Origin of the sequence: Rhizobium sp. LjRoot30, assembly GCF_964253915.1 — a bacterium.
Lineage (GTDB): Bacteria > Pseudomonadota > Alphaproteobacteria > Rhizobiales > Rhizobiaceae > Metarhizobium.
On the sequence record NZ_CAXUSG020000003.1, the window covers coordinates 167,373 to 191,626 of the forward strand.

Sequence of the window (24,254 nt, forward strand, 5' to 3'; positions counted from 1 at the left end):
GAAGTGGGTTTTATTCCGTGGTGATCGGCCGCGTCATCAGCTGCTCGGTGGCAGCCTTGACGTCGAGACGGCCGTCGATGATCGCCGCAACCGCTTCCGTCACCGGCATGTCGATCGACAGGCGCTCCGCAAGCCGGGCGGCGACGGAGGCGGCAAAGGCACCTTCCACCAGTCCGCCACGTGTCACGTCGAGCGGCTCGCCGCGGCCGAGCGAAATGCCGAAACGCAGGTTGCGCGACTGATGGCTGGTTGCCGTCAGCACCAGATCGCCCAGACCCGAAAGACCGCGCACCGTATCCGCCTCGCCACCTTCGGCAACAATCAGCCGCGACATTTCCGCCAGGCCACGGGCGATCAGCGCTGCCCGCGCCGAATCACCCAGTCCGGCGCCTTCGACGATGCCGCAGGCAATCGCCAGCACGTTCTTGAGTGCACCGCCCAGCTGCACGCCGATGCGGTCCGCCGATGCGTACAGCCGGAAGGTCGGTCCCGAAATCGCCTGCGCCAGCCGTTCCGCCACGGCAATATCAGCGGCAGCGACCGACATGGCGGTCGGCAGGCCGCGGGCGATATCGGCAGCAAAACCGGGGCCGGAGAGAACCGCGACCGGATGGTGCGGCAATTCTTCTTCCAGCACCGTGGTCAAAAGCCGGCCGGATGCCCGGTCGATGCCCTTGGCACAGGTGACGACAACCGCATCGTGGGCGAGATAGGGACCATATTGCTGCGCGGCATCGGCCTGCGCCTGCGACGGCATGACAAAAAGCACGATGGTGGCATCGGCCAGCACATCCGGTTCGGCGGAATACAAAAGGGAATCCGGCAATTCGATGCCCGGCAAGGCCGCGTCGTGAACGCCATCGGCCCTGAGGTCCGCCATCAGCGAGACGTCGCGGCCGAGCAATGTCACACCGGCCCGCCCGGCCTGGGCGATGACGGCAGCCAGCGCCGTGCCGAAGGCACCGGCGCCGATGACGACGATCTTTTCGCGTTGCCCGTCCGTCATGCCTTTGCTCCCCGCTTGCCGAAGCCGACAAGCGTTTCTGCCTTGGCATCCAGCGGCCAGCGAGAACGCGGCGCTGTCGCCAGATCGTCGGAGGGCAGGTCTTCCGCCAGCCGTTCCAGCCCGGCCCAGGCGATCATCGCCGCATTGTCGGTGCACAGCCTCAGCGGCGGCGCGATGAAATCGAATTTGTGCTTGTCACACAGCGCCTGCAGCGTGCCGCGCAGCACCTGGTTGGCGGCAACCCCGCCGGCCACGACCAGCGCCGGTTTGGCCACCGAGCCGAATTCCTCGCGAAAACGCGCGAGGCCGCGGCCGATGCGGTCCTTCAATGTGCGCGACACGGCGTTCTGGAACGAAGCGCAGATGTCGGCGATATCCTGCTGCGTCAGCGGCGCAATCGAGGTCGCCGCTTGGCGCACGGCGGTTTTCAGGCCGGAAAAGGAGAAATCGAGCCGGGTTTCGCCCACCAGAGGCCGCGGAAAGGAAAAACGCTCCGGATTGCCGGTCAGCGCCGCTTTTTCCACCGCCGGACCGCCCGGATAGGGCAGCCCCAGCAATTTCGCCGTCTTGTCGAAGGCCTCGCCCAGTGCATCGTCGATGGTAGTGCCCCAGCGCTCATAGTCACCGACACCACGGACCAGGATCAGCTGCGTATGGCCGCCGGAGACGAGCAGCATCAGGTAAGGAAAACTCAGCCCATCCGTCAGCCGTGCCGTCAGAGCATGGCCTTCGAGATGGTTGACCGCATACAGCGGCTTGCCCGCCGCCCGGGCAATCGCCTTGCCGGTCATCAGCCCGACCAGCAAACCGCCGATCAGCCCCGGCCCGGAGGTCGCGGCAATCGCATCGACATCGGCCAGCGACACGTCGGCGCGCAGCAAGGCTTCCTCGATCAGCGTATCGAGCGCCTCGACATGGGCACGTGCGGCAATCTCCGGCACGACGCCGCCATAGGCGCTGTGTTCTTCGAGCTGGCTCAACACCACGTCGGAAACGATTTCGCCACGGCCATCCGGGTGGCGCAGCACCACGGCGGCGGCGGTTTCGTCGCAGCTTGTTTCGATACCGAGAATACGGAGCGGTCTTACCATCGGGTCGTCGTCGGATTGCAGTCGCATGTGAACCTGTTCTATGGAGACTGTCGGTAACAACGGATCAGAGCGGATGCAAACAAAACCTTTCCGGATCGGCACGCGCGGCAGCCCGCTGGCGCTCGCCCAGGCCCATGAAGCCCGTGACCGGCTGATGGCGGCACACGGCTTGGCCGCCGAAATGTTCGAGATCGTCGTGCTGTCGACCACCGGCGACCGGATCACCGATCGCTCCCTTGCGGAAATCGGCGGCAAGGGCCTGTTCACCCAGGAACTGGAAGAACAGCTGACATCCGGCGACCTGGATATCGCCGTGCATTCCTCCAAGGACATGCCGACCAAATTGCCGGAAGGCCTGCATCTCTCCGCCTTTCTGCCACGCGAAGATCCGCGCGATGCCGTGGTCGGCCGCACCGCGCCGAAACTGTCAGAACTGCCCGAAGGCGCCACCGTCGGCTCGTCGTCGCTGCGCCGGCAGGCGCTGATCCGCCGGCTGCGGCCGGATATCAACGTCATCACCTTCCGCGGCCTCGTCGATACGCGCCTGCGCAAGCTGGCCGAAGGCCAGGTGGATGCGACGCTGCTCGCCTTTGCCGGCCTGAAACGGCTCGGCAAGCCGGATATCGTCACCGAATTGCTCGATCCCGTGGAGTTCCCCCCGGCCCCAGCGCAGGGCGCGATCTGCATCGAAAGCCGCATTGGCGACGACCGCATCCAGACCCTGCTGTCGGCGATCAACCACGCCGCAACCTTCGACGCCGTGACCTGCGAACGGGCCTTCCTCGCGGCGCTCGACGGCTCCTGTCGGACCCCGATTGCCGGTTATGCCACCTGCGACGGCGAGGACCTGCATTTTTCCGGCATGGTGCTGACACCCGACGGCAGCCAGTCGCACCGGGTGGAAGTCAGCGGCAAACGCAACGCCGCCGAAAAACTCGGTTACGATGCCGGCGAAAAGGTGCGCCGTGATGCCGGCGCGGCCTTCTTCGAAGGCTGGGGCTGACGTAATTCCGAAGACTGAGGCAGGCCGCAAACCGGAAAGGAGGGTTTTATGCGCGTGATCGTTACCCGGCCGCATCTTTCCGGCCGCCGCACGGCGGAAAAGCTGCGCCAGCGTGGCCACATGCCAGTCGTGCTGCCCTTGACCGCGCCGACCCATGACGTGCTTGCGACCGAACGGGCGCTGGAAAAGCCTTACGGCGCCTTGGCGATCACCAGTGCCGAGGCGGTCCGCGCCCTGTCAAAACTCGAGGGCAAGCTCGACACCCACCGCACCGTGCCGCTTTTCACCGTCGGCAAGGTGACCGCAGCCGTCGCCCGCGAGGCCGGCTTCACCACGGCCCATTCCGCCGATGGCAGCGGCCTGGAGCTTGCCGCCCTGATCGCCGATCATTTCGCAAGAAACGGCACCCCGACCGACCCCTTGCTCTATCTCGCCGGCCGGCCGCGTGCCTCCGGTTTCGAGCGGGCGCTGGCGGAGGCGGCAATCGCCTTCCGCACCGTCGAATGTTACCACATGCTGCCGATCGACCATGATCCAGACGAACTTCGCCAGACCCTGGTGGAGCGCCCTGTCGACGTGGTGCTTTTTTACTCGCGGGAAAATGTCGAGCGGTTTTTCAGCCTGCCGGTGTTCACCCGCGACCTCTCGCCGCTGCACAGGACGCGTTTTTTATGCCTCAGCCGCAACATCGCAAACGCCGTGCCGCCGCAATTCGATACGCAGATCGACGTTGCCGCATCTCCGGAGGAAGAAGATCTTCTTTACCTTCTCTGAACCATGCAAAGGCCGCAAAATTTCGCCAAGGCCTTTCCTTGGCAGGTTTTGCTGACTAGTTTTGTTGCACTGCATGGAAAAAGAGGTAGCCATGATTCCGGAAGATCCGTCACGCCACTCGAAAAAACCCGACGAACCGGTCATCATCGACCTGTCCGCGGAAGACGTGACCGAGGCGGAAAAATCCCGGCTCGCCGACGAGCCGTCGCAGACGGCGGAAGCTGAGATCGAAACCGTCGAACAGGCGGAAACCATCGACAGCGCCCCCGAGACCGCCGACCGGCCGCAGCCGGAAGCCGAGACGGCACGGCCTGTCTTCGAACCGCAACAGACGGTGGAAAAGCCGCGACAGCAACCGGCAACGGCGGCCCTGATCGCCGCCGGCATATTCGGCGGCATCGTCGCTCTCGCCGGCGCCGGCAGCATGCAATATGCCGGCTATCTTCCCGGCGCTTCGCCTGCCATCGACAATTCGGCGCTGACCAGCGAGATCGAAGCGCTGAAGGCCCAGGTCGCGACGCTGGTTTCGGCCCCCGCCCCGCAAGCCGATACCGGTGCCATCGAGCAGCGCCTGACGACCCTAGAGCAAGCCGCCGCCAATCCGGCCGTTGCCGGCGACGACGGTGTCGTTTCCGCCCTGCAGGACAAGCTGGCCGGCCTGACGGAAACCGTCGACCGCCTCTCCAGTGCTGCCGGCGAGGCCCAGAGCGGTACAGGCCAGCTGACGCAGCGTCTCGACGCCATCGAAAAGAAGCTGTCCGAGCCGCAGAACGACGGCACCGTCGCCCGCACCATCGCGCTGACCGCCATCAAGGCGGCGATCGATCGCGGCGGCCCGTTCGTCACCGAATTGGAGACGCTGTCCAGCGTCAGTCCCGACGACCCGGCGGTGACCAGCCTGCAACCGTTCGCAACCGCAGGCGTGGCTTCCCGCGCCGACCTCGTCAAGCAATTCGAGGCCGCGGCTCCGGCGATCCTCGAGGCCGTCAACCAGCCCGATCCGAATGCCGGACTTGGCGACCGCCTGCTCACCAGCGCGATGTCGCTGGTGACCGTGCGCGATGTCGGCAACGTCGAAGGTGCGACGCCGGAAGCGGTGATCGCCCGCATCGAAGACAAGGTGAAGCGCGGCGACCTCAAGGCAGCGGTAACCGAATGGGACGGCCTGCCCGAAGCGGGCAAGGCCGCCGCCGCCGGTTTCAAGAAAGCGCTCGACGAACGCATGCAGATTGAAGACCTCGTCAATGCGGCGGTGACCGCCGGCAACAAACAGATCTGAGGCCCGGGACGACATGATCAGAATTCTCGTATTTGCCGTCCTTGTTCTCGCTCTCGGTTTCGGTTTTTCCTGGCTTGCCGACAGGCCCGGCGAACTCTCCATTCTCTGGCAGGGCAAACTCGTCGAGATGAGCCTGATGGTGGCCGCCAGCCTGGTGGTGGCGCTTGTCGCCGCCGTCATGATCGTCTGGTGGCTGGTGCGTACCATCTGGACCTCGCCGCATTCCGTCACCCGCTATTTTCGCGCCCGCAAGCGTGACCGTGGCTACCAGGCGCTGTCGACCGGGCTGATTGCCGCCGGTGCCGGCAATTCCGCTCTCGCCGCCAAGATGGCAGCCCGCAGCCGCGGCCTGATCAGCGCCGACCAGGAGCCGCTCATCCATCTGCTCGAAGCCCAGACCGCGCTGATCGAAGGCAAGCACGACACAGCACGGAAAAAATTCGAGTTGATGGCCGACGATCCGGAAACCCGCGAGCTCGGCTTGCGCGGTCTCTATCTCGAAGCCCGTCGGCTCGGCGCCAACGAGGCGGCGCGACAATATGCCGAGCAGGCCGCCGAAAAGGCGCCCTACCTGCCCTGGGCAGCACAGGCAACGCTGGAATATCGCTGTCAAGCAGGCCATTGGGACGATGCAATTCGGTTGCTGGAGCAGCAGCGCGTCGCCCATGTGCTCGACAAGAAAGCCGCCGAGCGCACCAAGGCCGTGCTTTTGACCGCGCGTGCCGGCGATCTGCTGGAAGCAGACCCGAAAACCGCCCGCAACGATGCGCTGGCGGCACTGAAGCTCGCCCCCGGGCTGGTTCCGGCCGCCCTGATCGCCGCCAGGAGCTATTTCCGCGAGGACAATACCCGCAAGGCGTCCGCCGTGCTGGAGCAGGTGTGGAAGATGGCGCCCGATGCAGAGATCGGCCGCACCTATGTCCGCGCCCGCAGCGGCGACAGCGTGCTCGACCGGCTGAAGCGCGCCGACCGGCTGGAAGCCTTGAAACCCAACAATGTCGAATCGCTGCTCGTCGTCGCTCGCGCAGCACTCGATGCCAAGCAGTTCGAACGCGCCCGCGCCAAGGCCGAGGCCGCCGCTCGCATGGATGCGCGCGAAGGCGTCTTCCTGCTGCTTGCCGATATCGAGGAGGCCGAGACCGGCGACCAGGGCCGTATCCGCCATTGGCTCGCCCAGGCGCTGCGCGCGCCGCGCGACCCGGCCTGGGTTGCCGACGGTTTCGTCTCCGACAAATGGCTGCCGGTTTCGCCGGTCACCGGACGCCTGGATGCCTTCGAATGGAAGGCGCCCTTCGGCCAGCTCGACGGCCCGGTCGAGGAAGGTTCGCTGTCGAACGGCGAACAGGCCTTGCGCTCGCTGCCGCCGCTCAGCGCCGTCGAACCGGAGCCGGAGCCGCTTCCGGAAAAGGAAAAGGTCATCGAGGCTGTGGTGGTTCCACCACGAACCGAAACCATAGTTGCCGAACCGGTGCGCGAACAACCGCCGGTCAAGCTGGTGAAGACGGAAAAAACCGAGACTGTTCCTGCCAGGGAAAAACCCACGCCGGATCCGTTCTTCGGCCGTCCGCCGGATGATCCCGGCGTCAAGAACCGCGATGGCGACACCGATTCCAAGACGCGCCTGCGTCTGTTCTGAACCCTGGAGCATGTCCGGTGAAAAAGCTTCACCGGACATGCTCTATGTTTTTGTTTCTTGCCGCATTGTCCGACGCCGAAACGACCCCGCTTCGGCTGGAAATGCTCTAGAGGACCGACGCCCGATGCTGGAGCGCCTGCAGACGTTTTTCCAAAGCCTGACCACCAGCCGCACCACCAGCGAATTTGCCCCCGGCGACCCCTTGATCGCCGTGGCAGCGCTTTGCACCCAGGTGATGGAGGCGGACGGCACGGTTTCGGAAACCGAAACGAAAAAACTGCGCGTGCTGCTGCGCGAACATTACGATCTCGACGGCAGCAAGCTCGACGCGCTGATCGAGGCCGGGCGCGAAGCCGGCAACGAGGCGGTCGATTATTATCGCTTCACCACCGACCTGAAACGGCACCTCGACGAGAACCAGCGGATCGAGCTGGTCGGCATCCTCTGGGACATCGTTTATGCCGATGGCGTGCGCAGCGAGATGGAAGATCACGTCATCTGGCGGATTGCCGACCTGCTCGGCGTCTCCGGCAACGACCGTATCACCCAGCGCCGCCAGGCCGCAGCCCGTGCGCCGGAAAGCGCCGGAGGCGGCGATGCTGATTGACCCTGCGTCGCCGGATCGCAAGGCGCCGATCCTGATCGTCCTGCATCAGGAGCGGTCAAGCCCGGGCCGCGTCGGCCAGATGCTGGTGGAAAAGGGATACGGCCTCGACATCCGCCGCCCGGTGCTCGGCGATCCCCTGCCGGTGACGCTGGACAATCATTCGGGCGCCGTCGTCTTCGGCGGACCGATGAGCGCCAACGATCCGGACGACTTCGTCAAGCGGGAAATCGACTGGCTCGGCGTGCCCTTGAAGGAACGCCGCCCCTACCTCGGCATCTGCCTCGGCGCGCAGATGCTGGTGCGCCATCTCGGCGGTACCGTCGCCAGCCACCGGCACGGGCTGACGGAAATCGGCTGGTATCCGCTACGCGCCACCGAAAGCGGCAAGGCGCTGCTGCCCTGGCCGCAGATGGTCTATCATTTTCATCGCGAAGGGTTTGACCTGCCGGCCGGCGCCGAGCTTCTGGCGGAAGGCGACGCCTATCCGCACCAGGCCTTCCGCTACGGCGACAAGGCCTGGGGCTTGCAGTTCCACGCCGAACTGACCCGCGCCATGATGCATCGCTGGGTGGTCCACGGCGCACACCGCTTCACCATGCCCAACGCCCAGCTCGGCAAGGCGCATCTCGACGGCCGCTTCCTGCATGACGCGCCGCTGCGCTCCTGGCTCTCGACCTTCCTCGACCTGGTCTTTGCCGAAAACGATCAGCGCTGATCGCCGGCCTTGCGAGGCGTATCCAGCGTATCGATGCGACGCAGCTGCGGAAAACCCATTGCCCAGATGATCGAGACGGCAAGCGTGCCGACCCCACCGATGACCACCGCCGGAATGGCACCGAAGGCGGCTGCCATGGTGCCGGCGCGGAATTCGCCGAGTTCGTTGGAAGCGCCCACGAAGACCATATTCACCGCATTCACCCGCCCGCGCACCTCGTCCGGCGTCCAGAGCGCGATCAGGGTTTCCCGCACATAGACGGAAATCATGTCGGAGGCGCCCATGAGGCAGAGCGCCAGGATCGACAGCCAGGCACTGTCCGACAGGCCGAAAACGACCGTTGCGGCACCGAACAGGGCAACGCCGATGAACATCGTGATGCCGGCATGGTGGCGGATCGGATAAGCGGCAAGCCAGATCGCCACGACGATGGCGCCGACACCGGGAGCGGCGCGCAAAAGCCCCAGCCCCCAGGGACCAAGCGTCAGCACATCGCGGGCAAACACCGGCATCAGGGCGACGGCGCCGCCGAGCAGCACCGCAAACAGGTCGAGCGAGATCGCTCCCAGCACCACCTTTTCCGAGAAGATGAAACGGAAGCCGGCAAGGATGGTGCTCCAATCCGTCGCTTCCGACAGGCGTTTCTGCGCCGGCTTCGGGATCGTGAAGACGAGCAGTGCCGCAAGTACCATGAAGGCGAGCGCGACGGAATAAGCAACGGTGGCACTGACGCCATAGAGCAGCCCGCCCGCCACCGGGCCGACGATCGATGCCGCCTGCCACGAGGAGGAATTCCAGGCGATGGAATTGGCAAGGTCTTTTTCCGGCACCAGATTGGGCGCCAGCGATTGCACCGCCGGCGCCATGAAGGCGCGTTCCACCCCGAACACCAGCAGGATGCCGAAGACCGGCAGCGGCGAAAAACTGTCGGTGACGGTAAGGAAAAGCAGCGCCGCGGCGCAGAATGCGCTGATCACCAGGCAGATGGAAACGATGGCCCGGCGATTGTAGCGGTCGGCGGTCGTACCGGTTACCAGGATCAGCAGCAGCGATGGCAGGAACTGGAAGAGGCCGATCAGGCCGAGATAGATGGTGCTGCGCGTTTCATCGTACATCTGCCAACCAACCGAAACGCTGATGATCTGGATCGCGAACACGGCCAGGAAACGCGCGAGGAAAAAGCGGGCATAAGAGGAATGGCGAAAGGCCGCGAAACGGTCACCATTGGCAGGAATGGACATGCAAGGACTTTCTTCAACTGCCAAAGGCGCCGGCAACAGGCCGAAAGCGGCGCGTTAAACATGATTCATCGTGCCATCGGCCGCGGCCCTTGCCCGTTAACTCGCCAATGTCTACATGTCTGTCAACAACGAATTGGAGACGATGATGCTCGCGCTTTTTCAAACCATTGACCTGGCTTTGAATATCTACACCTGGATCCTGATCGCCAGTGCCGTGTTTTCCTGGCTCTATGCTTTCAACGTCATCAATGCCCACAACCAGTTCGTCAACTCGGTGACGTTGTTCCTCTACAATGTCACCGATCCGGTGTTGCGGCCGATCCGCCGCGTGCTGCCCAATCTCGGCGGCATCGACATCTCGCCGATCATCCTGCTGCTGATCATCTTCTTCATCCGCTCGCTGATGTGGAACACCATCTACCCGATGGTTGCCGGGGGTTGAATCGCCCCCCTTACCAGGTCTTTGCCGATCACATCCGCCTTTCCCTTCGCCTGACGCCGAATAGCGGGCGCGACGCGATCGAAGGTATCGAGGCGGATGCGGACGGTTTGGCCTTGCTCAAGGCACGCGTCACCGCGGTTCCCGAGAAGGGCAAGGCCAACAAGGCGCTGATCGCGCTGGTCGCCAAGCGACTGGGCATCGCGAAATCCAATATTTCCCTGATTTCAGGCGAAACGGCGCGTAAAAAAATCCTCCGCATCGATGGCGATACGGAGGATTTGTGTTTGCGGATCGACCGAATGGCAGCGGAAGGCTGATCAGCCCTTCGCACCCTTGGCGCGTTCGATCGATTCGAGAATGATGCGCTTGGCGGCGTCGACATCCAGCCAGTCGCCGATCTTCACCCACTTGCCGGGCTCCAGATCCTTGTAATGCGTGAAGAAGTGCTCGATCTGCTTGAGCGTGATTTCCGGCAGGTCGGTGTAGTTCTTGACCTTGTCGTAACGGCGGGTCAGCTTCGGAACCGGCACGGCCAGAACCTTTTCGTCCTTGCCGCCGTCGTCTTCCATCATCATCACGCCGATCGGGCGGACGTTGATGACGCAGCCCGGCACCAGCGGACGGGTGTTGCAGATGAGAACGTCGAGCGGGTCACCGTCTTCACAGAGCGTGTGCGGCACGAAACCGTAATTGCCCGGATAGGTCATCGGCGTATAGAGGAAACGGTCGACGACCAGCGTACCCGCCTCCTTGTCCATCTCGTACTTGATCGGCTGGCCGCCGACCGGAACTTCTACGATCACGTTGATGTCTTCCGGCGGGTTCTTGCCGATGGAAATGGCGTCGATGCGCATGCAGGCCTCCAGGGAGTGAGGGAGAGATCGCTGTGCAGATAATAGCTTTCATTCCGCAACGCAACACGGCTTTTCGAACGAAGCAGACCACCGGAAATAGTCATCGCGCTGCCATGCGAACGGCTGTAGCGTGAGGAGGGATGGTTGACCGGTCGAGCCGAACGAATAAGCGCGCCGGTTGTTGCGTTGAAACAGCAGGGAACGGGGGTTTGCGATGACTATGATCCGGGTCGGTATGTATTTCGCCATGCTGACGCTCGCCGCGACTGCGGCCGGCGCCAACGAGAGCAGCTACACCGACATGAACACCGATAAATGCAAGACGCTTTCACGCAACGAGGAAGAGAGCGGCAGCGTCTCGCTGAAATGCCGTGGCCTCGATGGCTACCCGGTCTATTTCAAGGAAGGGGACGCGCGCCAATCGGTGTTTTTCGGCCCGGTCAGCCAGTCCTACATCGACGGCGCCTTCGAGAGCTTCGGCATGTTCAACTATGTCGGCAAGAAGGTCGAGTGGCGCGTCGATGACAGCGGCACGCCGGTTGCGGCCATTCTGCGCTATTTCATTTCCAATCTCGACCCGGAAACCGGCATGCCGACGAAAGAGCTTGAAGGCCAGGTCCTGGTCATCTCCCGTGTCGCGCAATCTGACGACGAATCCGGCTGTGTCGCAGCCTATGTCGATGCACTCGCCAACGGCGATGCCAATGGCCTTGCCCGCCAGGTGGCCGACGATATGGCCGCGAACTTCACATGTGGCCAGGACGAGCCGAGCTTCCACGGTGAAAGAGGCGAACGCGCAAGCGAACCGTCGCGTTATCTTCCGGAATGAGGGATGACCGATGCGAAAAGCCGGCCCCATGGGGCCGGCCAGCCTGCCGATCCTGCCTATGAAGTCACAAGCGCCCAGCGCGAATGGTCAGTTCCAGGCGAAGCCGATCTTCTTCAGCGAGGTTTCGCCAAAGGCTTCCATGCCCTCGGCAATATCCATGCCGCCGTTGGAGCGGAAAAACCGGTCGGCATGTTCGCTTTCTTCGAGGCACCAGACGACCGTGCCGTTGCAGCCGAGCGTCTTCAACAGCCGGCGTGCCTCGCCGAACAGCCTGTAACCGAGGCCAATCCCCTGGTATTCCGGGCGCATATAGATTTCGTAGATCTCACCTTCCTGCGGCAAGGAGCGGGCACGGTTGAGACCGAGGGTCGCATAGCCCGCTATTGTTCCCGCGACATCGACGACCAGCAAGGTCGCCGGACCACGTGTCGCCTTGCGCCACCAGCTTTCGCCGCGACGTTCAAGCATGTCGTTCAGCGGGCGATGCGGAATGATGCCGCTATAGGTGTGCTGCCAGGCCTGGCGATGCGCATCGGCAATCGCCCGGGCATCCTGCGGCTCAGCCGTCCGAATCTCTATCGACAACGTCTTCATAACGCTACTTTGGTCCTGCCATAGCCAAACCGCCACCGGCAATCATTGCCGATGGAGCTCTTCCCACAGGCTTTTCCCGTGGACATATCTAAAATTTAACGCGCTTTTAAGGAATTCGACAAGGGGAGAATGATCATAGCGCACAATAAAAACCCCGGCCGAAGCCGGGGTCCATCAATCGTCTGCAATCAATCTCAGGCGTAGCGCTGCTTTTCGAAGCGCTTGCGCTCATTCGGATCGAGGTAGAGCTTGCGCAGGCGGATCGACTTCGGCGTCACTTCCACCAGCTCGTCGTCCTGGATCCAGGAGAGCGCGCGCTCCAGTGTCATCTTGATCGGCGGCGTCAGGCGCACTGCTTCATCCTTGCCGGCGGCGCGGATGTTGGTGAGCTTCTTGCCCTTCAGCACGTTGACTTCGAGGTCGTTGTCGCGCGTGTGAATACCGACGATCATGCCGGCATAGACCTTCTCGCCGGCATCGATGACCATCGGGCCGCGGTCTTCCAGGTTGAACAGCGCGTAAGCAACGGCTTCGCCCGATTCGTTGGAGAGCAGCACACCGTTGACCCGGCCGCCGATCTCACCCTTGTAGGGCTGGTAGTCGTGGAACAGGCGGTTCATCACGGCGGTGCCGCGCGTGTCGGTCAAAAGTTCCGACTGGTAACCGATGAGGCCGCGGGTCGGGGCAAAGAAGCGCAGGCGGACGCGATTGCCGCCGGACGGGCGCAGTTCGACCATCTCGGCCTTGCGTTCGGACATCTTCTGCACGACGACGCCGGAATGCTCCTCGTCAACGTCGATGACGACTTCTTCGATCGGCTCCAGCGTCTCGCCGGTCGCCTCATCCTTGTGCATGACGACGCGGGGACGCGACACGGCAAGTTCGAAGCCTTCGCGACGCATGGTCTCGATCAGCACTGCGAGCTGCAGTTCGCCGCGGCCGGAGACGAAGAACGAATCCTTCTCGCCCGACTCCTCGATCTTCAGCGCGACGTTGCCTTCGGCTTCCTTGAACAGACGGTCGCGGATGACGCGGCTCGTCACCTTGTCGCCTTCGGTGCCGGCAAGCGGGCTGTCGTTGACGATGAAAGACATGGTAACGGTCGGCGGATCGATCGGCTGTGCCTTCAGCGCTTCGGAAATCGAGGGGTCGCAGAACGTGTCTGCAACGGTGCCCTTGGTGAGGCCCGCGATAGCGACAATGTCACCGGCATGGGCTTCTTCGATCGCCGTGCGCTCGATGCCGCGGAAGGCAAGGATCTTCGAGATGCGGCCGTTTTCGATCAGATGGCCGTCCTGGCCGATAACCTTGACGGTCTGGTTCGGCTTGATCGAGCCCGAATGGATGCGGCCGGTGATGATTCGGCCGAGAAAGGGGCTGGCTTCCAGGATCGTGCCGATCATGCGGAACGGGCCTTCTGCAACCGTCGGCTCCGGTACGTGCTTCAGCACGAGGTCGAGCAGCGGCGCCATGCCCTGATCGGTCGGGCCTTCCGGATTGACGTTCATCCAACCGTTGCGGCCCGAACCGTAGAGGACCGGGAAATCGAGCTGTTCGTCGGTGGCGTCGAGATTGGCGAACAGGTCGAACACCTCGTTCAAAACTTCCTCGTGGCGGCCATCCGGACGGTCGATCTTGTTGATCGCGACAATCGGCTTCAAACCGACTTTCAGCGCCTTGCCGACAACAAATTTCGTCTGCGGCATGGGGCCTTCCGACGAGTCGACAAGAACGATCGCGCCGTCCACCATCGACAGGATGCGCTCAACCTCGCCGCCGAAATCGGCGTGACCGGGCGTATCGACGATGTTGATACGATGCCCCTTCCACTCGACCGAGGTCGCCTTGGCGAGGATGGTGATGCCGCGTTCCTTTTCGATATCGTTCGAGTCCATCACGCGTTCAGCGACGCGCTGGTTCTCACGGAAAGAGCCGGACTGCTTCAGGAGTTCGTCGACGAGGGTCGTTTTCCCATGGTCAACGTGCGCGATGATCGCGATGTTGCGAAGTGCCATATTGTTAATCTCTGAGGCTTGGGCGCGAAAAGGGAATGAAGCGCCAATTACATTTGGCGCGCTCATAGCCTGTTTTTTGCGTTTGCGAAAGGGGGGGAAGGCACAGAGGAGCAAAGCAAGGGTTAACTCGTCACGGCCGGATCGAGGTTTATTCTCCAGAGTTCGGTGTCGTTGCGGTCCATCAGACGCACGGTCAGTTGCTCCGTCTGGCCGTCGATATCGACGATGCCGAAAAATTGCAGACCGGCCGAAGGCGGCAGGTTTTGCTCGATGCCACCGGGCGCCGCCTTGATGAAACGCACCTCCGGACCAAAGGTCATGTCCAGTTGCTGCGCCCCGTAGGTGCCCGAATGCAGGGGGCCGGACACGAACTCCCAGAACGGCAGGAATTCTTTGAAGGCGGCGCGCGCCGGATCGTAGTGATGGGCGGCGGTGTAGTGCACGTCCGCCGTCAGCCAGATGATGTTGGCGATGCCGGCATCGCGGATGAAGCGCAGCAGATCAGCAAATTCCAGTTCGCGGCCGAGCGGCGCGCCGTTGTCGCCGTTGGCGACGGCTTCCGATCCCTGTTTCTTGCCGTAGTCGTCCCAGATGACCAAGCTGAGCGGCATGTCGCAGGAAATCACCTTCCAGGTGGCATCCGAGCGGGCGAGTTCCCGCTTCAGCCACGCCACCTGCTTTTCGCCGAGGATGCGCGACGTGTCCGACAGCACCGGATCGAGGCCGTGGGTATTCGGGCCGCGATAGGAGCGCAGGTCGACAAAAAACACATCCAGCAGCGGGCCATAAGAAACCTTGCGGAAGATGCGCCCCGGCTCTTCCGCAACATAGCGGATCGGCGTCATCTCGTGAAAGGCGCGGGACGAGCGGCCAGCCACCGCGCCGATCGTCAGTCCCGCATAACGCGCATCGTCGCGAAGGTCGGAAGACGGCGACCAGTTGTTCAGCACCTCGTGGTCGTCCCACTGATGAAAGACCGGGCAATGCGCATGCAGGTCGCGCACATGCTCGTCGAGCAGATTGTATTTCCACTGGCCACGGAATTCGTCGAGCGTACGCGCCACTTCGCGTTTTTCATCGGTGACGATGCGGTTCTTCCAAACAGATCCATCGCGCAACCGGATTTCATCCGGCATCGGATTATCGGCATAAATGGTGTCGCCGGAGTGGATCATGAAATCGGGGCGATGAGCGGCAATCGTGCTGTAGGTGCGCATGCCCTCGTCGTCGATGCCCCAGCCCTGCCCCGCCGTATCGCCCGACCAGACAAAACGCACATCGCGTCGCGTGGTCGGAGCGGTGCGGAACTGACCGCGCACCGCATTGGAAACGGCGTTGATTTCCTGCAGGTCGGCGGCGACGAAACGGTAGAAGATATCCTGGTCCGGCGGCAGGTCGGCCAAAAGCGTCTTCAAGGTGAAGTCCGTCTCCGGCCCGACATCGATCGGCGAAAGCCGCGTGGCATTGGAAAACCGCTCGGTCGTCGAATATTCGATGGTGATGCGCGACGGGCGGTCCACCCGCGTCCAGATCATGCCGGATGTCGCATCGACATCGCCTGATTGGACGCCCGAGGTAAAGACGGGCCGGCTTGCGGTGCCACGCGCCACATAAGGCATCGCCAGGCTGGCGACCGCAAAACCGCCGACCGCGCTCATGGAGGAGAGAAAACGGCGGCGGGTCAGGGAGATGGCTGACATGATTCTGGCTCTCCGATGTCACACGGACGAATCATCCGTCCGTGCGGAGAGCCTTGGCCGCCGCTTGTGTCAGCCACTTAACCGTCGGGTGACGGTTTTTATAAGCTTTCGCTACAATTTTGTTACGCGCCCCGTTACGCATCGGCGCCGGAAAGCTCCTCGAAGGTTGCAAGCCCTTTCTTCTTCAGCATCACATCCGGGCTCGGCAGCTTGCCGCGGAAGGCTTTATAGGTCTCTTCCGGATCGATCGAACCGCCGACCGAATAGATATTGTCCTTCAGACGCTGCGCCATGGCCGGATCGAAGGCGTCGCCGGTCTCTTCGAAGGCGGCAAACGCATCTGCATCCAGAACTTCCGACCACATGTAGGAATAATAGCCGGCCGAATACCCATCGCCGGCGAACACGTGCTGGAAGTGCGGCGTCGCGTGGCGCATGACGATCGCATCGGGCATGCCGATCTCAGCCAGCACCTCTGCCTGCACCGCCATCGGATCGCCGCCGGCCGGACGGGTATGGAACGCCATGTCGACCAGCGCCGAAGAGGTAAACTCGACGGTGTTGAAGCCGGCATTGAATGTCCGCGCCGCCAGCACCTTGTCCAGCAAGGATTGCGGCATCGGTTCGCCGGTTTCGAAATGCACCGCATATGTCTTGAGGATATCAGGCACCGTCAGCCAATGTTCGTAAAGCTGCGACGGCAACTCGACGAAATCGCGCGAGACGCCGGTGCCGGAAATGCTGGGATAGGTGACGTTGGATAGCATGCCATGCAATGCGTGGCCGAACTCGTGGAACAGCGTGCGGGCTTCATCCAGCGACAGCAGCGCCGGCTTGCCTTCCGCCGGCTTGGCGAAGTTGCAGACATTGTAAATGATCGGCAGTTCGCCGACAGCGCCGTTCTTGAGCGGCAGCTTGTGCTGCGACTGGAAGGAACTCATCCAGGCGCCCGACCGCTTCGAAGACCGTGCGAAATAATCGCCGAGGAACAAGGCGACCAGCCTGTCCGCGGAATCGCGGATCTCGAAGACACGGGCATCGGGATGATAGGCGGGAACACCCTTCTTCTCGACCGCGCGGATGCCGAACAGCCGCTGTGCCACGTCGAAGCAGGCCTCGATGATCTTTTCGAGCTGCAGATAGGGCTTCAGTTCCGCTTCCGAGAAATTGAACCGTTCGGCCCGCAGTTTTTCGGCATAATGGCGCCAGTCCCACGGCTTGACCTCGTGGTTCTTGCCTTCGCCGGCGATCACCGCCGCCAGTTCCGTTTCTTCCTCGCGCGCCCGCGCCACCGCCCGGACCCAGACCTTGCGCAGCAGGCCGTTGACCGCATCCGGGGTCTTGGCCATCGTGTTGTCGAGCTTCAGCGCGGCAAAATTTTCGTATCCCAGCAATTTTGCCTTTTCGGCCCGCAATGCCAGCGTCCTTTCGACAGTCGCGCGATTGTCCGTATCGCCGCCGTTGGCGCCACGCGCCGTCCAGGCCCTGAATGCCTGCTCGCGCAAGTCGCGACGCTCCGAAAAGGTCAGGAACGGCTCGATGATCGAGCGCGACAAGGTCACGGCATATTTGCCCGGTTCGCCGCGTTCGGCGGCGGCCGCTGCCATGGCATCACGCACGAATTCCGGCAGGCCTGCCAGTTCCGCTTCGCCGTTCAGCATCAGGAACCAGCCTTTTTCGTCACCCAGCACGTTCTGGCCGAACCTGGCGCCAAGACCGGCCAGTTCTTCGTTGATCGCCGCCAGTCGCTCCTGTTCGGCCTTGGGAAGCTTGGCACCGGACTTGACGAAGCCCTTCCAGTGACGCTCCAGCACCCGCTCCTCTTCCGGCGTCAGGCCAAGGTCGGATCGGCCTTCCCACAACGCATCGATGCGGGCAAACAATGCGGCATTCATGCCGATCTTCGAATAATGCCGCGACATTTTTGGCGCGATCTCACGCTCCAGCGCCTGGATCACCTCATTGGTGTGGGCGCCGGCGCGGTTCCAGAACAGCGACGAGACGCGGGAAAGATCGTCGCCGGCGATTTCGAGCGCAACGATGGTATTGGCGAAACTCGCCGCTTCCGGATTGCCGGCGATCGCATCGATCTCAGCCTCGTGCCTGGCCAGCGCCGCATCGAACGCCGGCGCGAAATCAGTGTCGCTGACGGCATCGAATCGCGGCAAGCCATGCAGGCCGTTCCATTCGACAAGCGCGGGGTTGAGGGAAGCATTGAGATCGGCATGAGACGGCATCGGTCATTCCTTCGGCCTGCAAGATGATGCCGCCTATATAGGCGATGCGAAACCGATTTCCTACCGCCCGAAACAACACCGAGCCGCGCAGGATCCCAAAAATAGTAGACAAGAAATCATATACAAAAATTAACGATTTGTTAACGATTGACGCTGCAGCGCAATAAACGGTAAATTTGCAGGCATATCCGGCGCGAAGGATTTTTTGCCATGGAGATTTATTCCTTACGTTCTTACTACAATAGTACATTCCGAAACAGCACCAGTAAGAATACCAAAACGCCCGGCATTGAAATCGAAACTGCAAATCCCGTTTTCAACGCAGCGCAAACATCGGAGCAAAACGCGTCGAATCTCGATTTTTCGTCGATGACGCCGCGGGATCTGCGCGAGGTCGCGCGCGTTGGCCTGGAGGATGGCCTCATCGACCAGGAGACATTCGCTACGATTTCCGAAGGCCTGCCGATGCAGACCATCGACGTCAACGGACGGATCGTCGACCTCTCGGATGTCGGCGACAACACGCCGTTCAATTTTCGCGATTATTACGAAAGTCAGCTGGACATCGCCGTTTCCGTCGGCAGCGGCTCTTCCGTCGAGGTGTTGCGCTCGATCATGAGTTTTATCGGCGACGGTCGATAGAGCATTTCCGCCTTTCTCTGAAACGCGAAAACACCCTCTCTCCTGTTTTTTGCGCAACCGCTGCGCATTTTTGCTGGAACCGCTCCCGGTGGAGCGCTCAGGGTTTCCGCCATCCCAACAGGCCGGGCGCCGCATGCCAGAGAGCCTGCACGGCAAATCCCATGAACAGCAGGCCCGACAGGCGGACGATCACCCGTTCATGCGCCCGGTAGAACTGGCGGACGATGCGTGCGCCGATGATGCCGATCAGGATGGCATCGGCAACCAGAAAGCCGATGAGCGATACGCCGAGCAGCATTGGCAGCGTTTCCAGTTCCAGCGCATCGGCAGAACCGGCCAGCAACGCGGTAAAGGTCGCCAACGCGACAGGATAACCTTTCGGATTGGTAACCCCAAAAATGAGGCCGCGCCGCAGCGGGCGCTCCACCGCCATCAGGGCCTCTCCCGGCGCGCGCGGCTTGGCGGTCAAAGCCGACCAGCCGATCCAGGCGAGGTAAAGCCCGCAGAGGACGCCGAGAATATCGAATACCGTGGTGCCCACGGTGCGGGCGCCGACGATGGCGACAAGCGCCAGCGACGACCACAAGAGGTCGCCGATGAGATGCCCCATCATGAACAACGCCCCCGCGCGGCGCCCCTGGCCGGCGCCGATGCCGAGCAGGGCAAGAAATGCCGGACCGGGGATCAGCACATAAAAGAGGGCTGCCAAAAAGGCGCCCGTTAATAAAGTCTGTGACATGAAAATTTCCCTTGCTATGCGCAGAGTAAGGGGCTTGAAACTTTCGTCAAGTGCTCCACACTGCGGCACAACCATTCGACCAAAATCCGCAACCGGCCGCATGTCGCGGCGAAACGATATAGATGCCAAAAAAGCTTAGTTCAGACTCCCTGGGTTTTCTCATTACCGACAGTGCGCGATTGATGCGCATGATGTTCGAAAGACGCATTACCGATGCCGGCCTCAACCTGACGCCGGGTGAAGCGCGCACTCTGCTGCATGTCGCCATGGAAAACGGCAGCCGCCAGCTCGACCTGGCCGCACGCATGGGCGTCGAACCGATGACCGTCTGTACCTTCCTCGACAAGTTGCAGGCATCCGGCCTCATCGAACGGCAGCAGGACCCCGCGGATCGTCGCGCCAAGAAAATCGTGCTGACGGAACGGTCGGATTCCATGATCGATTCCATCAATATGGAGCTGCAATCGCTGTTGGCCGACGCAACCCGAGGCATCACCGAGGAAACCAAGCTTCTCATGCAGGAAGCGCTCGGAACGTTTCGCATCAACCTTCAAAAGATGGCGCGATAAGGCATTTTCGCATTCTCTTGGTCACGGCAACATTGCCGAAACGGCACGAAGACAAACATCCAAATAAAAATCCGCGGGGGCAACCCCGCGGATTTTTTGTTGTCCTGATGGTGATGCCCCGGCTTATTCGCCCAGGTTACGCTTGGCGAGCGTGCGCAGGCGCAACGCGTTCAGCTTGATGAAACCGGCCGCATCCTTCTGGTCGTAGGCGCCCTGGTCGTCCTCGAAGGTGACCAGCTTGTCGGAGTAGAGCGACTTGGCGCTTTCGCGGCCGGTGACCATGACGTTGCCCTTGTAGAGCTTCAGGGTCACTTCACCCTCAACATCCTTCTGCGACAGGTCGATGGCGGCCTGCAGCATCTGGCGCTCCGGCGAGAACCAGAAGCCGTAGTAGATCAGTTCCGCGTAACGCGGCATCAGATCGTCCTTGAGGTGCGCCGCACCGCGGTCGAGCGTGATCGACTCGATGGCCCGGTGTGCCGCAAGCAGGATGGTGCCGCCGGGCGTTTCGTAAACGCCGCGCGACTTCATACCGACGAAGCGGTTTTCCACGAGGTCGAGACGGCCGATGCCGTTGTCGCGGCCGTAATTGTTGAGGGCGGCCAGCAGCGTCGCCGGCGTCATGCGCACGCCGTTGATCGAGACGGCGTCACCACGCTCGAAACCGACCTTGATGACGGTGGCTTTGTCGGGTGCCGCTTCCGGCGAAATCGTGCGCATATGCACGTATTCGGGGGCTTCCACCGCCGGGTCTTCGAGAACCTTGCCTTCCGAAGAAGAGTGCAGAAGGTTGGCATCGACGGAGAAGGGGGCTTCGCCCTTCTTGTCCTTGGCGACCGGGATCTGGTGCTTTTCGGCGAATTCGAGCAGGTCCGTGCGGCTCTTGAACGACCAGTCGCGCCACGGCGCGATGATCTTGATATCCGGGTTCAGCGCATAGGCCGAAAGCTCGAAACGCACCTGGTCGTTGCCCTTGCCAGTCGCGCCATGGGCAATAGCGTCGGCGCCGGTCTTGCGGGCGATGTCGATGAGGTGCTTGGAGATCAGCGGACGGGCGATCGACGTGCCGAGCAGGTAGACGCCTTCATAGACGGCATTGGCGCGGAACATCGGGAAAACGAAATCGCGGACGAACTCTTCGCGCACATCCTCGATGTAGATTTCCTTGATGCCGAGCATCTCGGCCTTCTTGCGTGCCGGTTCCAGCTCTTCACCCTGGCCGAGATCGGCGGTGAAGGTGACAACTTCAGCGCCAAGTTCCGTCTGCAGCCATTTCAGGATGATCGAGGTGTCGAGGCCGCCGGAATAGGCGAGGACGACTTTCTTTACGTCTTTGTATGATGCCATGGTGAAGGGTCCGTCTGATAACCGGCGGCAACATGCGCCGCCTTGCGAATGGCCGGCACTTTTATCGAGATTGTCGCCGTAAGCAAGGAAAACCGCGCACGGCCGGCCGCTTCACTTCTTCAGAGATGCGCCGCAATGTTCATGCGGCGATGAAGGATACGGATGATGCGGACGCTGTTGCTGGTTTCGCGGTAGATGATGAAATGGGATCCACAGGTCAGCGACAAATATCCCGGGCGCACACCGCCGATCACTCTTCCCCGCTGCCGACGCTCCACCAGATGGCTGCAACAGTCACGTAACTCGAAAATGTAAGTTTCCGCCTGCTCGGAACCCCACTTTTCCTCCGTATAGTCAAATATGCGGTCAATGTCAGCCAATGACTTTGGAGAGAAAACCAATCTCCTCATTGGCTTCTGCGCGATGCTCGCTTCTTCTCTACGAAGGCATCGAAATCGAACTCAACCGGCTCCCCCGATTCCTCTCCCTCGATGATCGCAGCCCGGATCGCCTCGATCTCCGCTTCCCGGCGCAGCAGTTGCAGCGCCGCATCCACCACGTCTTCTGCCGAGCGGAACCGGCCCTGATCGATCTGTTCGACGATGAAGGCGCCCATCTCGTCATCGATGGCAACGGATGTCACTTTGCCCACAACCACACCCTGTATGTTTGACTTATCCGGCGAGCATACCATATCTGCCGCTGCCAACAATGATCCGCGAAAGGAGCAAAGACATGGCCGATACCCACTCTGCTTTTGCCAAATCGAACGTGGCCGTCGTCACCGGCGCAGCCTCCGGCATCGGACTTGCCGCCGCCAAGGAATTTGCCCGGCGTGGCATGAGCGTCGTGCTCGCCGATCTCGGCGGTGACAAGCTGGCACAGGCCTGCGAAGAGACTGTAGCGCTTGCCGAAGGCGGCGTGGAACACGTCGCAGCCATCGAAACGGACGTATCCCAGCTCGATTCACTCGAAGCCCTGGAGCGCGCCGTCATCCAGCGTTTCGGCCGCGTCCACGTGCTGATGAACAATGCCGGCATCCAGCCGGGTTCGTCGATCTTCGGCCCGCAGGTCGCCTGGGACAATGTGCTGGCCGTCAACCTGATGGGCGTGGTCAACGGCACGCGCACCTTCGGTCCCGGCATGATCGCCCACAAGGACCCCGCCATCATCATCAACACCGGCTCGAAGCAGGGCATCACCACGCCGCCCGGCGACCCGGCCTACAACGTCTCGAAAGCCGGCGTCAAAGTCTTCACCGAAGCCCTGCAGCACGAGTTGCGCAACACCGAGAACTGCAATGTCTCCGCGCATCTGCTGATCCCCGGTTTCGTCTTCACCGGACTGACCGCCAACGGCCGCACCGAAAAACCCTCTGGCGCCTGGACGTCGGACGAAACGATCGGTTTCATGATGAAGAGCATCGAGCGCGGCGACTTCTACATCCTGTGCCCCGACAACGATGTCGACCGCGCGACCGACGAGCGCCGCATCCTCTGGGCCGCCGGCGATATCGTCGAGAACCGCCCGCCGCTGTCGCGCTGGCACATCGATTTTTCGGAGAATTTCAAGGCGTTCCTTACCCGCAACAAAGATTGATTGGCATTTTTCGGAAAGCCGGATAGGGAAACATCCTCCAGATCCGGCTTTTCCGGGAGTTTGCCGTGGATTTCATTCCGAGCCTGCCTACACTTCTCGCCTTCAGTGCCGCAAGCCTGCTGCTTGCCGCCACGCCCGGGCCAGACATGACCCTGTCGATCAGCCGTGCGCTGGCGCAGGGCAAGAATGCCGCGCTGTATGTGGTGGTCGGCACGAGCCTCGGCATTGTCGTCCATACCATGTTGGTCGCCTTCGGCATTTCGGCGCTCATCACCGCCTCGCCGACCGCCTTCCTCATCCTCAAGACCGGGGGTGCAGCCTATCTTCTCTGGCTGGCGATCCAGGCGCTGCGCTACGGCTCGACGCTGACGGTGAAGAAAATGGACGATGTGCGCGGCACGCCGCTCGCCAACATTTCCAGCGGCTTCTGGGTCAACCTCTTGAACCCCAAGGTCATCATCTTCTTCATGACCTTCTTGCCGCAGTTCGTCTCCGCCGGCGATCCGGCCGTCACGCACAAGCTGCTGTTCCTCGGCTTCTTCTTCATCCTGATCGGCATGCCGGTGAACACGGCGGTGATCCTCGCCGCCGACTGGCTGGCCGGCTGGCTGCAGAAAAACCGCCGGGTGCTGCGCGGATTGGATTACACCTTTGCCGGCGTCTTCTCGATCTTTGCCGCAAAAATCTTCTTCACGCAGGCGAAGTGAGCGCGGCTATACACCGTAGCGATAGTGCCCAGTGATCGGATAGGCAAACAACACGTCCTCCAGCCGCGCGCCCGCCCCAATATTGTGGACGACGAGCGGCCGGGACGCATCGGCAGACCGCTCGTCCGCAACGATGCCGATATGCGGCAGGTTTCCGGGCAGCATCTGCGAGACGATGTCGCCCGGCAGATAGTCCGATGCCGAATCGCTGACGGCCAAGGAAGCGCCAGCCCGCTTGAAGAAGGTTTGCAGGTTGGGAACCCGGCGGTGATCGATGTTGCGGTCGGTCTTTTTCAGGCCCCACAAAGGCGGATAGGCTGAAAAGGCCTGTCGCATATCCTCATGAACCAGCACCTGCAGATCGATGCCGAGACCGTCGCGGTAAGCGCGGACGATAACGTCGGTGCACACGCCCCGCTCCCGCGGGACATCGCCGCCGGGATAGGCAAGCCGGGAATAGGATGGATCGTAGGTCAGCGTAACGCCCACCTGGGCGCGGGCGGCGGTGACGAGCTTGCGCGCCGCCTCGCCATCCGATGCGGCACGAGCGAGCAGCGGCAGGCAAACGGCAAGGCCCGAAGACAGGCCACCCAAAAGCAGCGAACGGCGATACAGCATGGCCCCCCAA

At 62.1% G+C, this 24,254-nt stretch carries 26 protein-coding genes; 13 read left to right on the forward strand and 13 right to left on the reverse strand.

Translation table 11 applies throughout. The features are described 5' to 3' along the window. Positions 1–10: 10 nt before the first annotated feature. Together ACSQ3I_RS08460 and tsaD are read right to left on the reverse strand one after the other, a co-directional pair. Positions 11–1,006: an NAD(P)H-dependent glycerol-3-phosphate dehydrogenase gene (locus ACSQ3I_RS08460; RefSeq protein ID WP_435997861.1), complete on the reverse strand. Its 996-nt coding sequence runs from the start codon at positions 1,004–1,006 to the stop codon at positions 11–13. Beyond that, positions 1,003–2,097 carry a tRNA (adenosine(37)-N6)-threonylcarbamoyltransferase complex transferase subunit TsaD gene (gene tsaD, locus ACSQ3I_RS08465; RefSeq protein WP_435997863.1) on the reverse strand — a complete coding sequence of 365 codons (1,095 nt, stop codon included), beginning with the start codon at positions 2,095–2,097 and terminating at the stop codon, positions 1,003–1,005. Before tsaD ends, ACSQ3I_RS08460 begins: the two co-directional genes overlap by 4 nt. A gap of 73 nt (positions 2,098–2,170) precedes the next feature. Between tsaD and hemC the strand changes: the two genes are divergently transcribed. The 6 genes from hemC (at position 2,171) to ACSQ3I_RS08495 (ending at position 8,111) form a co-directional block, all read left to right on the forward strand. After that, positions 2,171–3,100 (forward strand): hydroxymethylbilane synthase, encoded by a 930-nt coding sequence (gene hemC / locus ACSQ3I_RS08470; RefSeq protein WP_435997865.1) that lies wholly within the window; start codon positions 2,171–2,173, stop codon positions 3,098–3,100. A 48-nt stretch (positions 3,101–3,148) separates the two neighbouring features. After that, positions 3,149–3,874: a uroporphyrinogen-III synthase gene (locus ACSQ3I_RS08475; protein WP_435997867.1), complete on the forward strand. Its 726-nt coding sequence runs from the start codon at positions 3,149–3,151 to the stop codon at positions 3,872–3,874. Between the two features lie 91 nt (positions 3,875–3,965). After that, positions 3,966–5,153: a mitofilin family membrane protein gene (locus tag ACSQ3I_RS08480; RefSeq protein WP_435997869.1), complete on the forward strand. Its 1,188-nt coding sequence runs from the start codon at positions 3,966–3,968 to the stop codon at positions 5,151–5,153. 13 nt (positions 5,154–5,166) lie between these two features. Beyond that, positions 5,167–6,789 carry a heme biosynthesis protein HemY gene (locus ACSQ3I_RS08485; protein ID WP_435997871.1) on the forward strand — a complete coding sequence of 541 codons (1,623 nt, stop codon included), beginning with the start codon at positions 5,167–5,169 and terminating at the stop codon, positions 6,787–6,789. A gap of 124 nt (positions 6,790–6,913) precedes the next feature. Further along, positions 6,914–7,396 carry a TerB family tellurite resistance protein gene (locus tag ACSQ3I_RS08490; protein ID WP_435997872.1) on the forward strand — a complete coding sequence of 161 codons (483 nt, stop codon included), beginning with the start codon at positions 6,914–6,916 and terminating at the stop codon, positions 7,394–7,396. After that, positions 7,386–8,111, forward strand: coding sequence for a glutamine amidotransferase (locus tag ACSQ3I_RS08495; protein WP_435997874.1), 726 nt, complete (start codon positions 7,386–7,388; stop codon positions 8,109–8,111). Before ACSQ3I_RS08490 ends, ACSQ3I_RS08495 begins: the two co-directional genes overlap by 11 nt. Here ACSQ3I_RS08495 and ACSQ3I_RS08500 read toward each other — a convergent pair. Next, positions 8,102–9,352 carry an MFS transporter gene (locus ACSQ3I_RS08500; protein ID WP_435997875.1) on the reverse strand — a complete coding sequence of 417 codons (1,251 nt, stop codon included), beginning with the start codon at positions 9,350–9,352 and terminating at the stop codon, positions 8,102–8,104. The two genes, ACSQ3I_RS08495 and ACSQ3I_RS08500, sit on opposite strands and share 10 nt — an antisense overlap. A 145-nt stretch (positions 9,353–9,497) precedes the next feature. On the opposite strand from ACSQ3I_RS08500, the gene ACSQ3I_RS08505 reads away from it, so the two are divergent. Together ACSQ3I_RS08505 and ACSQ3I_RS08510 are read left to right on the forward strand one after the other, a co-directional pair. Continuing rightward, complete coding sequence (locus ACSQ3I_RS08505; protein ID WP_435998325.1) at positions 9,498–9,794, forward strand: YggT family protein; 297 nt, start codon at positions 9,498–9,500, stop codon at positions 9,792–9,794. Continuing rightward, positions 9,791–10,111: a DUF167 domain-containing protein gene (locus ACSQ3I_RS08510; RefSeq protein ID WP_435997876.1), complete on the forward strand. Its 321-nt coding sequence runs from the start codon at positions 9,791–9,793 to the stop codon at positions 10,109–10,111. Before ACSQ3I_RS08505 ends, ACSQ3I_RS08510 begins: the two co-directional genes overlap by 4 nt. On the opposite strand, the gene ppa is transcribed toward ACSQ3I_RS08510, so the two are convergent. Beyond that, entirely contained in the window at positions 10,112–10,648 is a 537-nt protein-coding gene (gene ppa, locus ACSQ3I_RS08515) for an inorganic diphosphatase (protein WP_435997878.1), read from the reverse strand. A 214-nt stretch (positions 10,649–10,862) separates the two neighbouring features. Here ppa and ACSQ3I_RS08520 point away from each other — a divergent pair, with 214 nt between their 5' ends. Beyond that, the gene (locus tag ACSQ3I_RS08520; RefSeq protein WP_435997880.1) at positions 10,863–11,477 is read left to right on the forward strand and encodes a hypothetical protein; all 615 of its coding nucleotides are present in this window, start codon (positions 10,863–10,865) and stop codon (positions 11,475–11,477) included. 87 nt (positions 11,478–11,564) lie between these two features. Here ACSQ3I_RS08520 and ACSQ3I_RS08525 read toward each other — a convergent pair whose 3' ends face one another. The 4 genes from ACSQ3I_RS08525 to ACSQ3I_RS08540 form a co-directional block, all read right to left on the reverse strand. Continuing rightward, complete coding sequence (locus ACSQ3I_RS08525) at positions 11,565–12,071, reverse strand: N-acetyltransferase family protein (RefSeq protein ID WP_435997882.1); 507 nt, start codon at positions 12,069–12,071, stop codon at positions 11,565–11,567. Between the two features lie 194 nt (positions 12,072–12,265). Next, positions 12,266–14,086 carry a translational GTPase TypA gene (gene typA, locus ACSQ3I_RS08530; protein ID WP_435997884.1) on the reverse strand — a complete coding sequence of 607 codons (1,821 nt, stop codon included), beginning with the start codon at positions 14,084–14,086 and terminating at the stop codon, positions 12,266–12,268. Positions 14,087–14,208: 122 nt separating this feature from the next. Beyond that, positions 14,209–15,786 carry an alkaline phosphatase D family protein gene (locus ACSQ3I_RS08535; RefSeq protein ID WP_435997886.1) on the reverse strand — a complete coding sequence of 526 codons (1,578 nt, stop codon included), beginning with the start codon at positions 15,784–15,786 and terminating at the stop codon, positions 14,209–14,211. A 134-nt stretch (positions 15,787–15,920) separates the two neighbouring features. Next, entirely contained in the window at positions 15,921–18,023 is a 2,103-nt protein-coding gene (locus ACSQ3I_RS08540; RefSeq protein WP_435997888.1) for a M3 family metallopeptidase, read from the reverse strand. A gap of 369 nt (positions 18,024–18,392) precedes the next feature. On the opposite strand from ACSQ3I_RS08540, the gene ACSQ3I_RS08545 reads away from it, so the two are divergent. Further along, positions 18,393–18,665 carry a hypothetical protein gene (locus ACSQ3I_RS08545; RefSeq protein WP_435997889.1) on the forward strand — a complete coding sequence of 91 codons (273 nt, stop codon included), beginning with the start codon at positions 18,393–18,395 and terminating at the stop codon, positions 18,663–18,665. Positions 18,666–18,762: 97 nt separating this feature from the next. Here ACSQ3I_RS08545 and ACSQ3I_RS08550 read toward each other — a convergent pair whose 3' ends face one another. Then, complete coding sequence (locus ACSQ3I_RS08550) at positions 18,763–19,404, reverse strand: LysE family translocator (RefSeq protein ID WP_435997891.1); 642 nt, start codon at positions 19,402–19,404, stop codon at positions 18,763–18,765. A 122-nt stretch (positions 19,405–19,526) separates the two neighbouring features. Between ACSQ3I_RS08550 and ACSQ3I_RS08555 the strand changes: the two genes are divergently transcribed. Further along, positions 19,527–19,973 (forward strand): MarR family winged helix-turn-helix transcriptional regulator, encoded by a 447-nt coding sequence (locus ACSQ3I_RS08555; RefSeq protein WP_435997893.1) that lies wholly within the window; start codon positions 19,527–19,529, stop codon positions 19,971–19,973. Between the two features lie 123 nt (positions 19,974–20,096). On the opposite strand, the gene ACSQ3I_RS08560 is transcribed toward ACSQ3I_RS08555, so the two are convergent. The 3 genes from ACSQ3I_RS08560 to ACSQ3I_RS08570 all read right to left on the reverse strand — a co-directional run bounded on the left by ACSQ3I_RS08560 (position 20,097) and on the right by ACSQ3I_RS08570 (position 21,972). After that, complete coding sequence (locus ACSQ3I_RS08560) at positions 20,097–21,320, reverse strand: argininosuccinate synthase (protein ID WP_435997894.1); 1,224 nt, start codon at positions 21,318–21,320, stop codon at positions 20,097–20,099. 119 nt (positions 21,321–21,439) lie between these two features. After that, the gene (locus tag ACSQ3I_RS08565) at positions 21,440–21,730 is read right to left on the reverse strand and encodes a type II toxin-antitoxin system RelE/ParE family toxin (RefSeq protein WP_435997896.1); all 291 of its coding nucleotides are present in this window, start codon (positions 21,728–21,730) and stop codon (positions 21,440–21,442) included. Continuing rightward, positions 21,727–21,972 (reverse strand): type II toxin-antitoxin system ParD family antitoxin, encoded by a 246-nt coding sequence (locus ACSQ3I_RS08570; RefSeq protein ID WP_435997898.1) that lies wholly within the window; start codon positions 21,970–21,972, stop codon positions 21,727–21,729. Before ACSQ3I_RS08570 ends, ACSQ3I_RS08565 begins: the two co-directional genes overlap by 4 nt. 83 nt (positions 21,973–22,055) lie before the next feature. On the opposite strand from ACSQ3I_RS08570, the gene ACSQ3I_RS08575 reads away from it, so the two are divergent. Together ACSQ3I_RS08575 and ACSQ3I_RS08580 are read left to right on the forward strand one after the other, a co-directional pair. Further along, positions 22,056–22,919, forward strand: a complete 864-nt coding sequence (locus ACSQ3I_RS08575; protein ID WP_435997900.1) for an SDR family NAD(P)-dependent oxidoreductase — start codon at positions 22,056–22,058, stop codon at positions 22,917–22,919. A gap of 65 nt (positions 22,920–22,984) precedes the next feature. Continuing rightward, a complete protein-coding gene (locus ACSQ3I_RS08580; protein WP_435997902.1) occupies positions 22,985–23,626 on the forward strand; it encodes a LysE family translocator in 642 nt (213 codons plus the stop codon). 6 nt (positions 23,627–23,632) lie between these two features. Here the strand turns inward: ACSQ3I_RS08580 and ACSQ3I_RS08585 are convergent, their stop codons facing one another. Then, positions 23,633–24,244: a DUF1287 domain-containing protein gene (locus ACSQ3I_RS08585; protein ID WP_435997904.1), complete on the reverse strand. Its 612-nt coding sequence runs from the start codon at positions 24,242–24,244 to the stop codon at positions 23,633–23,635. Positions 24,245–24,254: the final 10 nt, after the last annotated feature.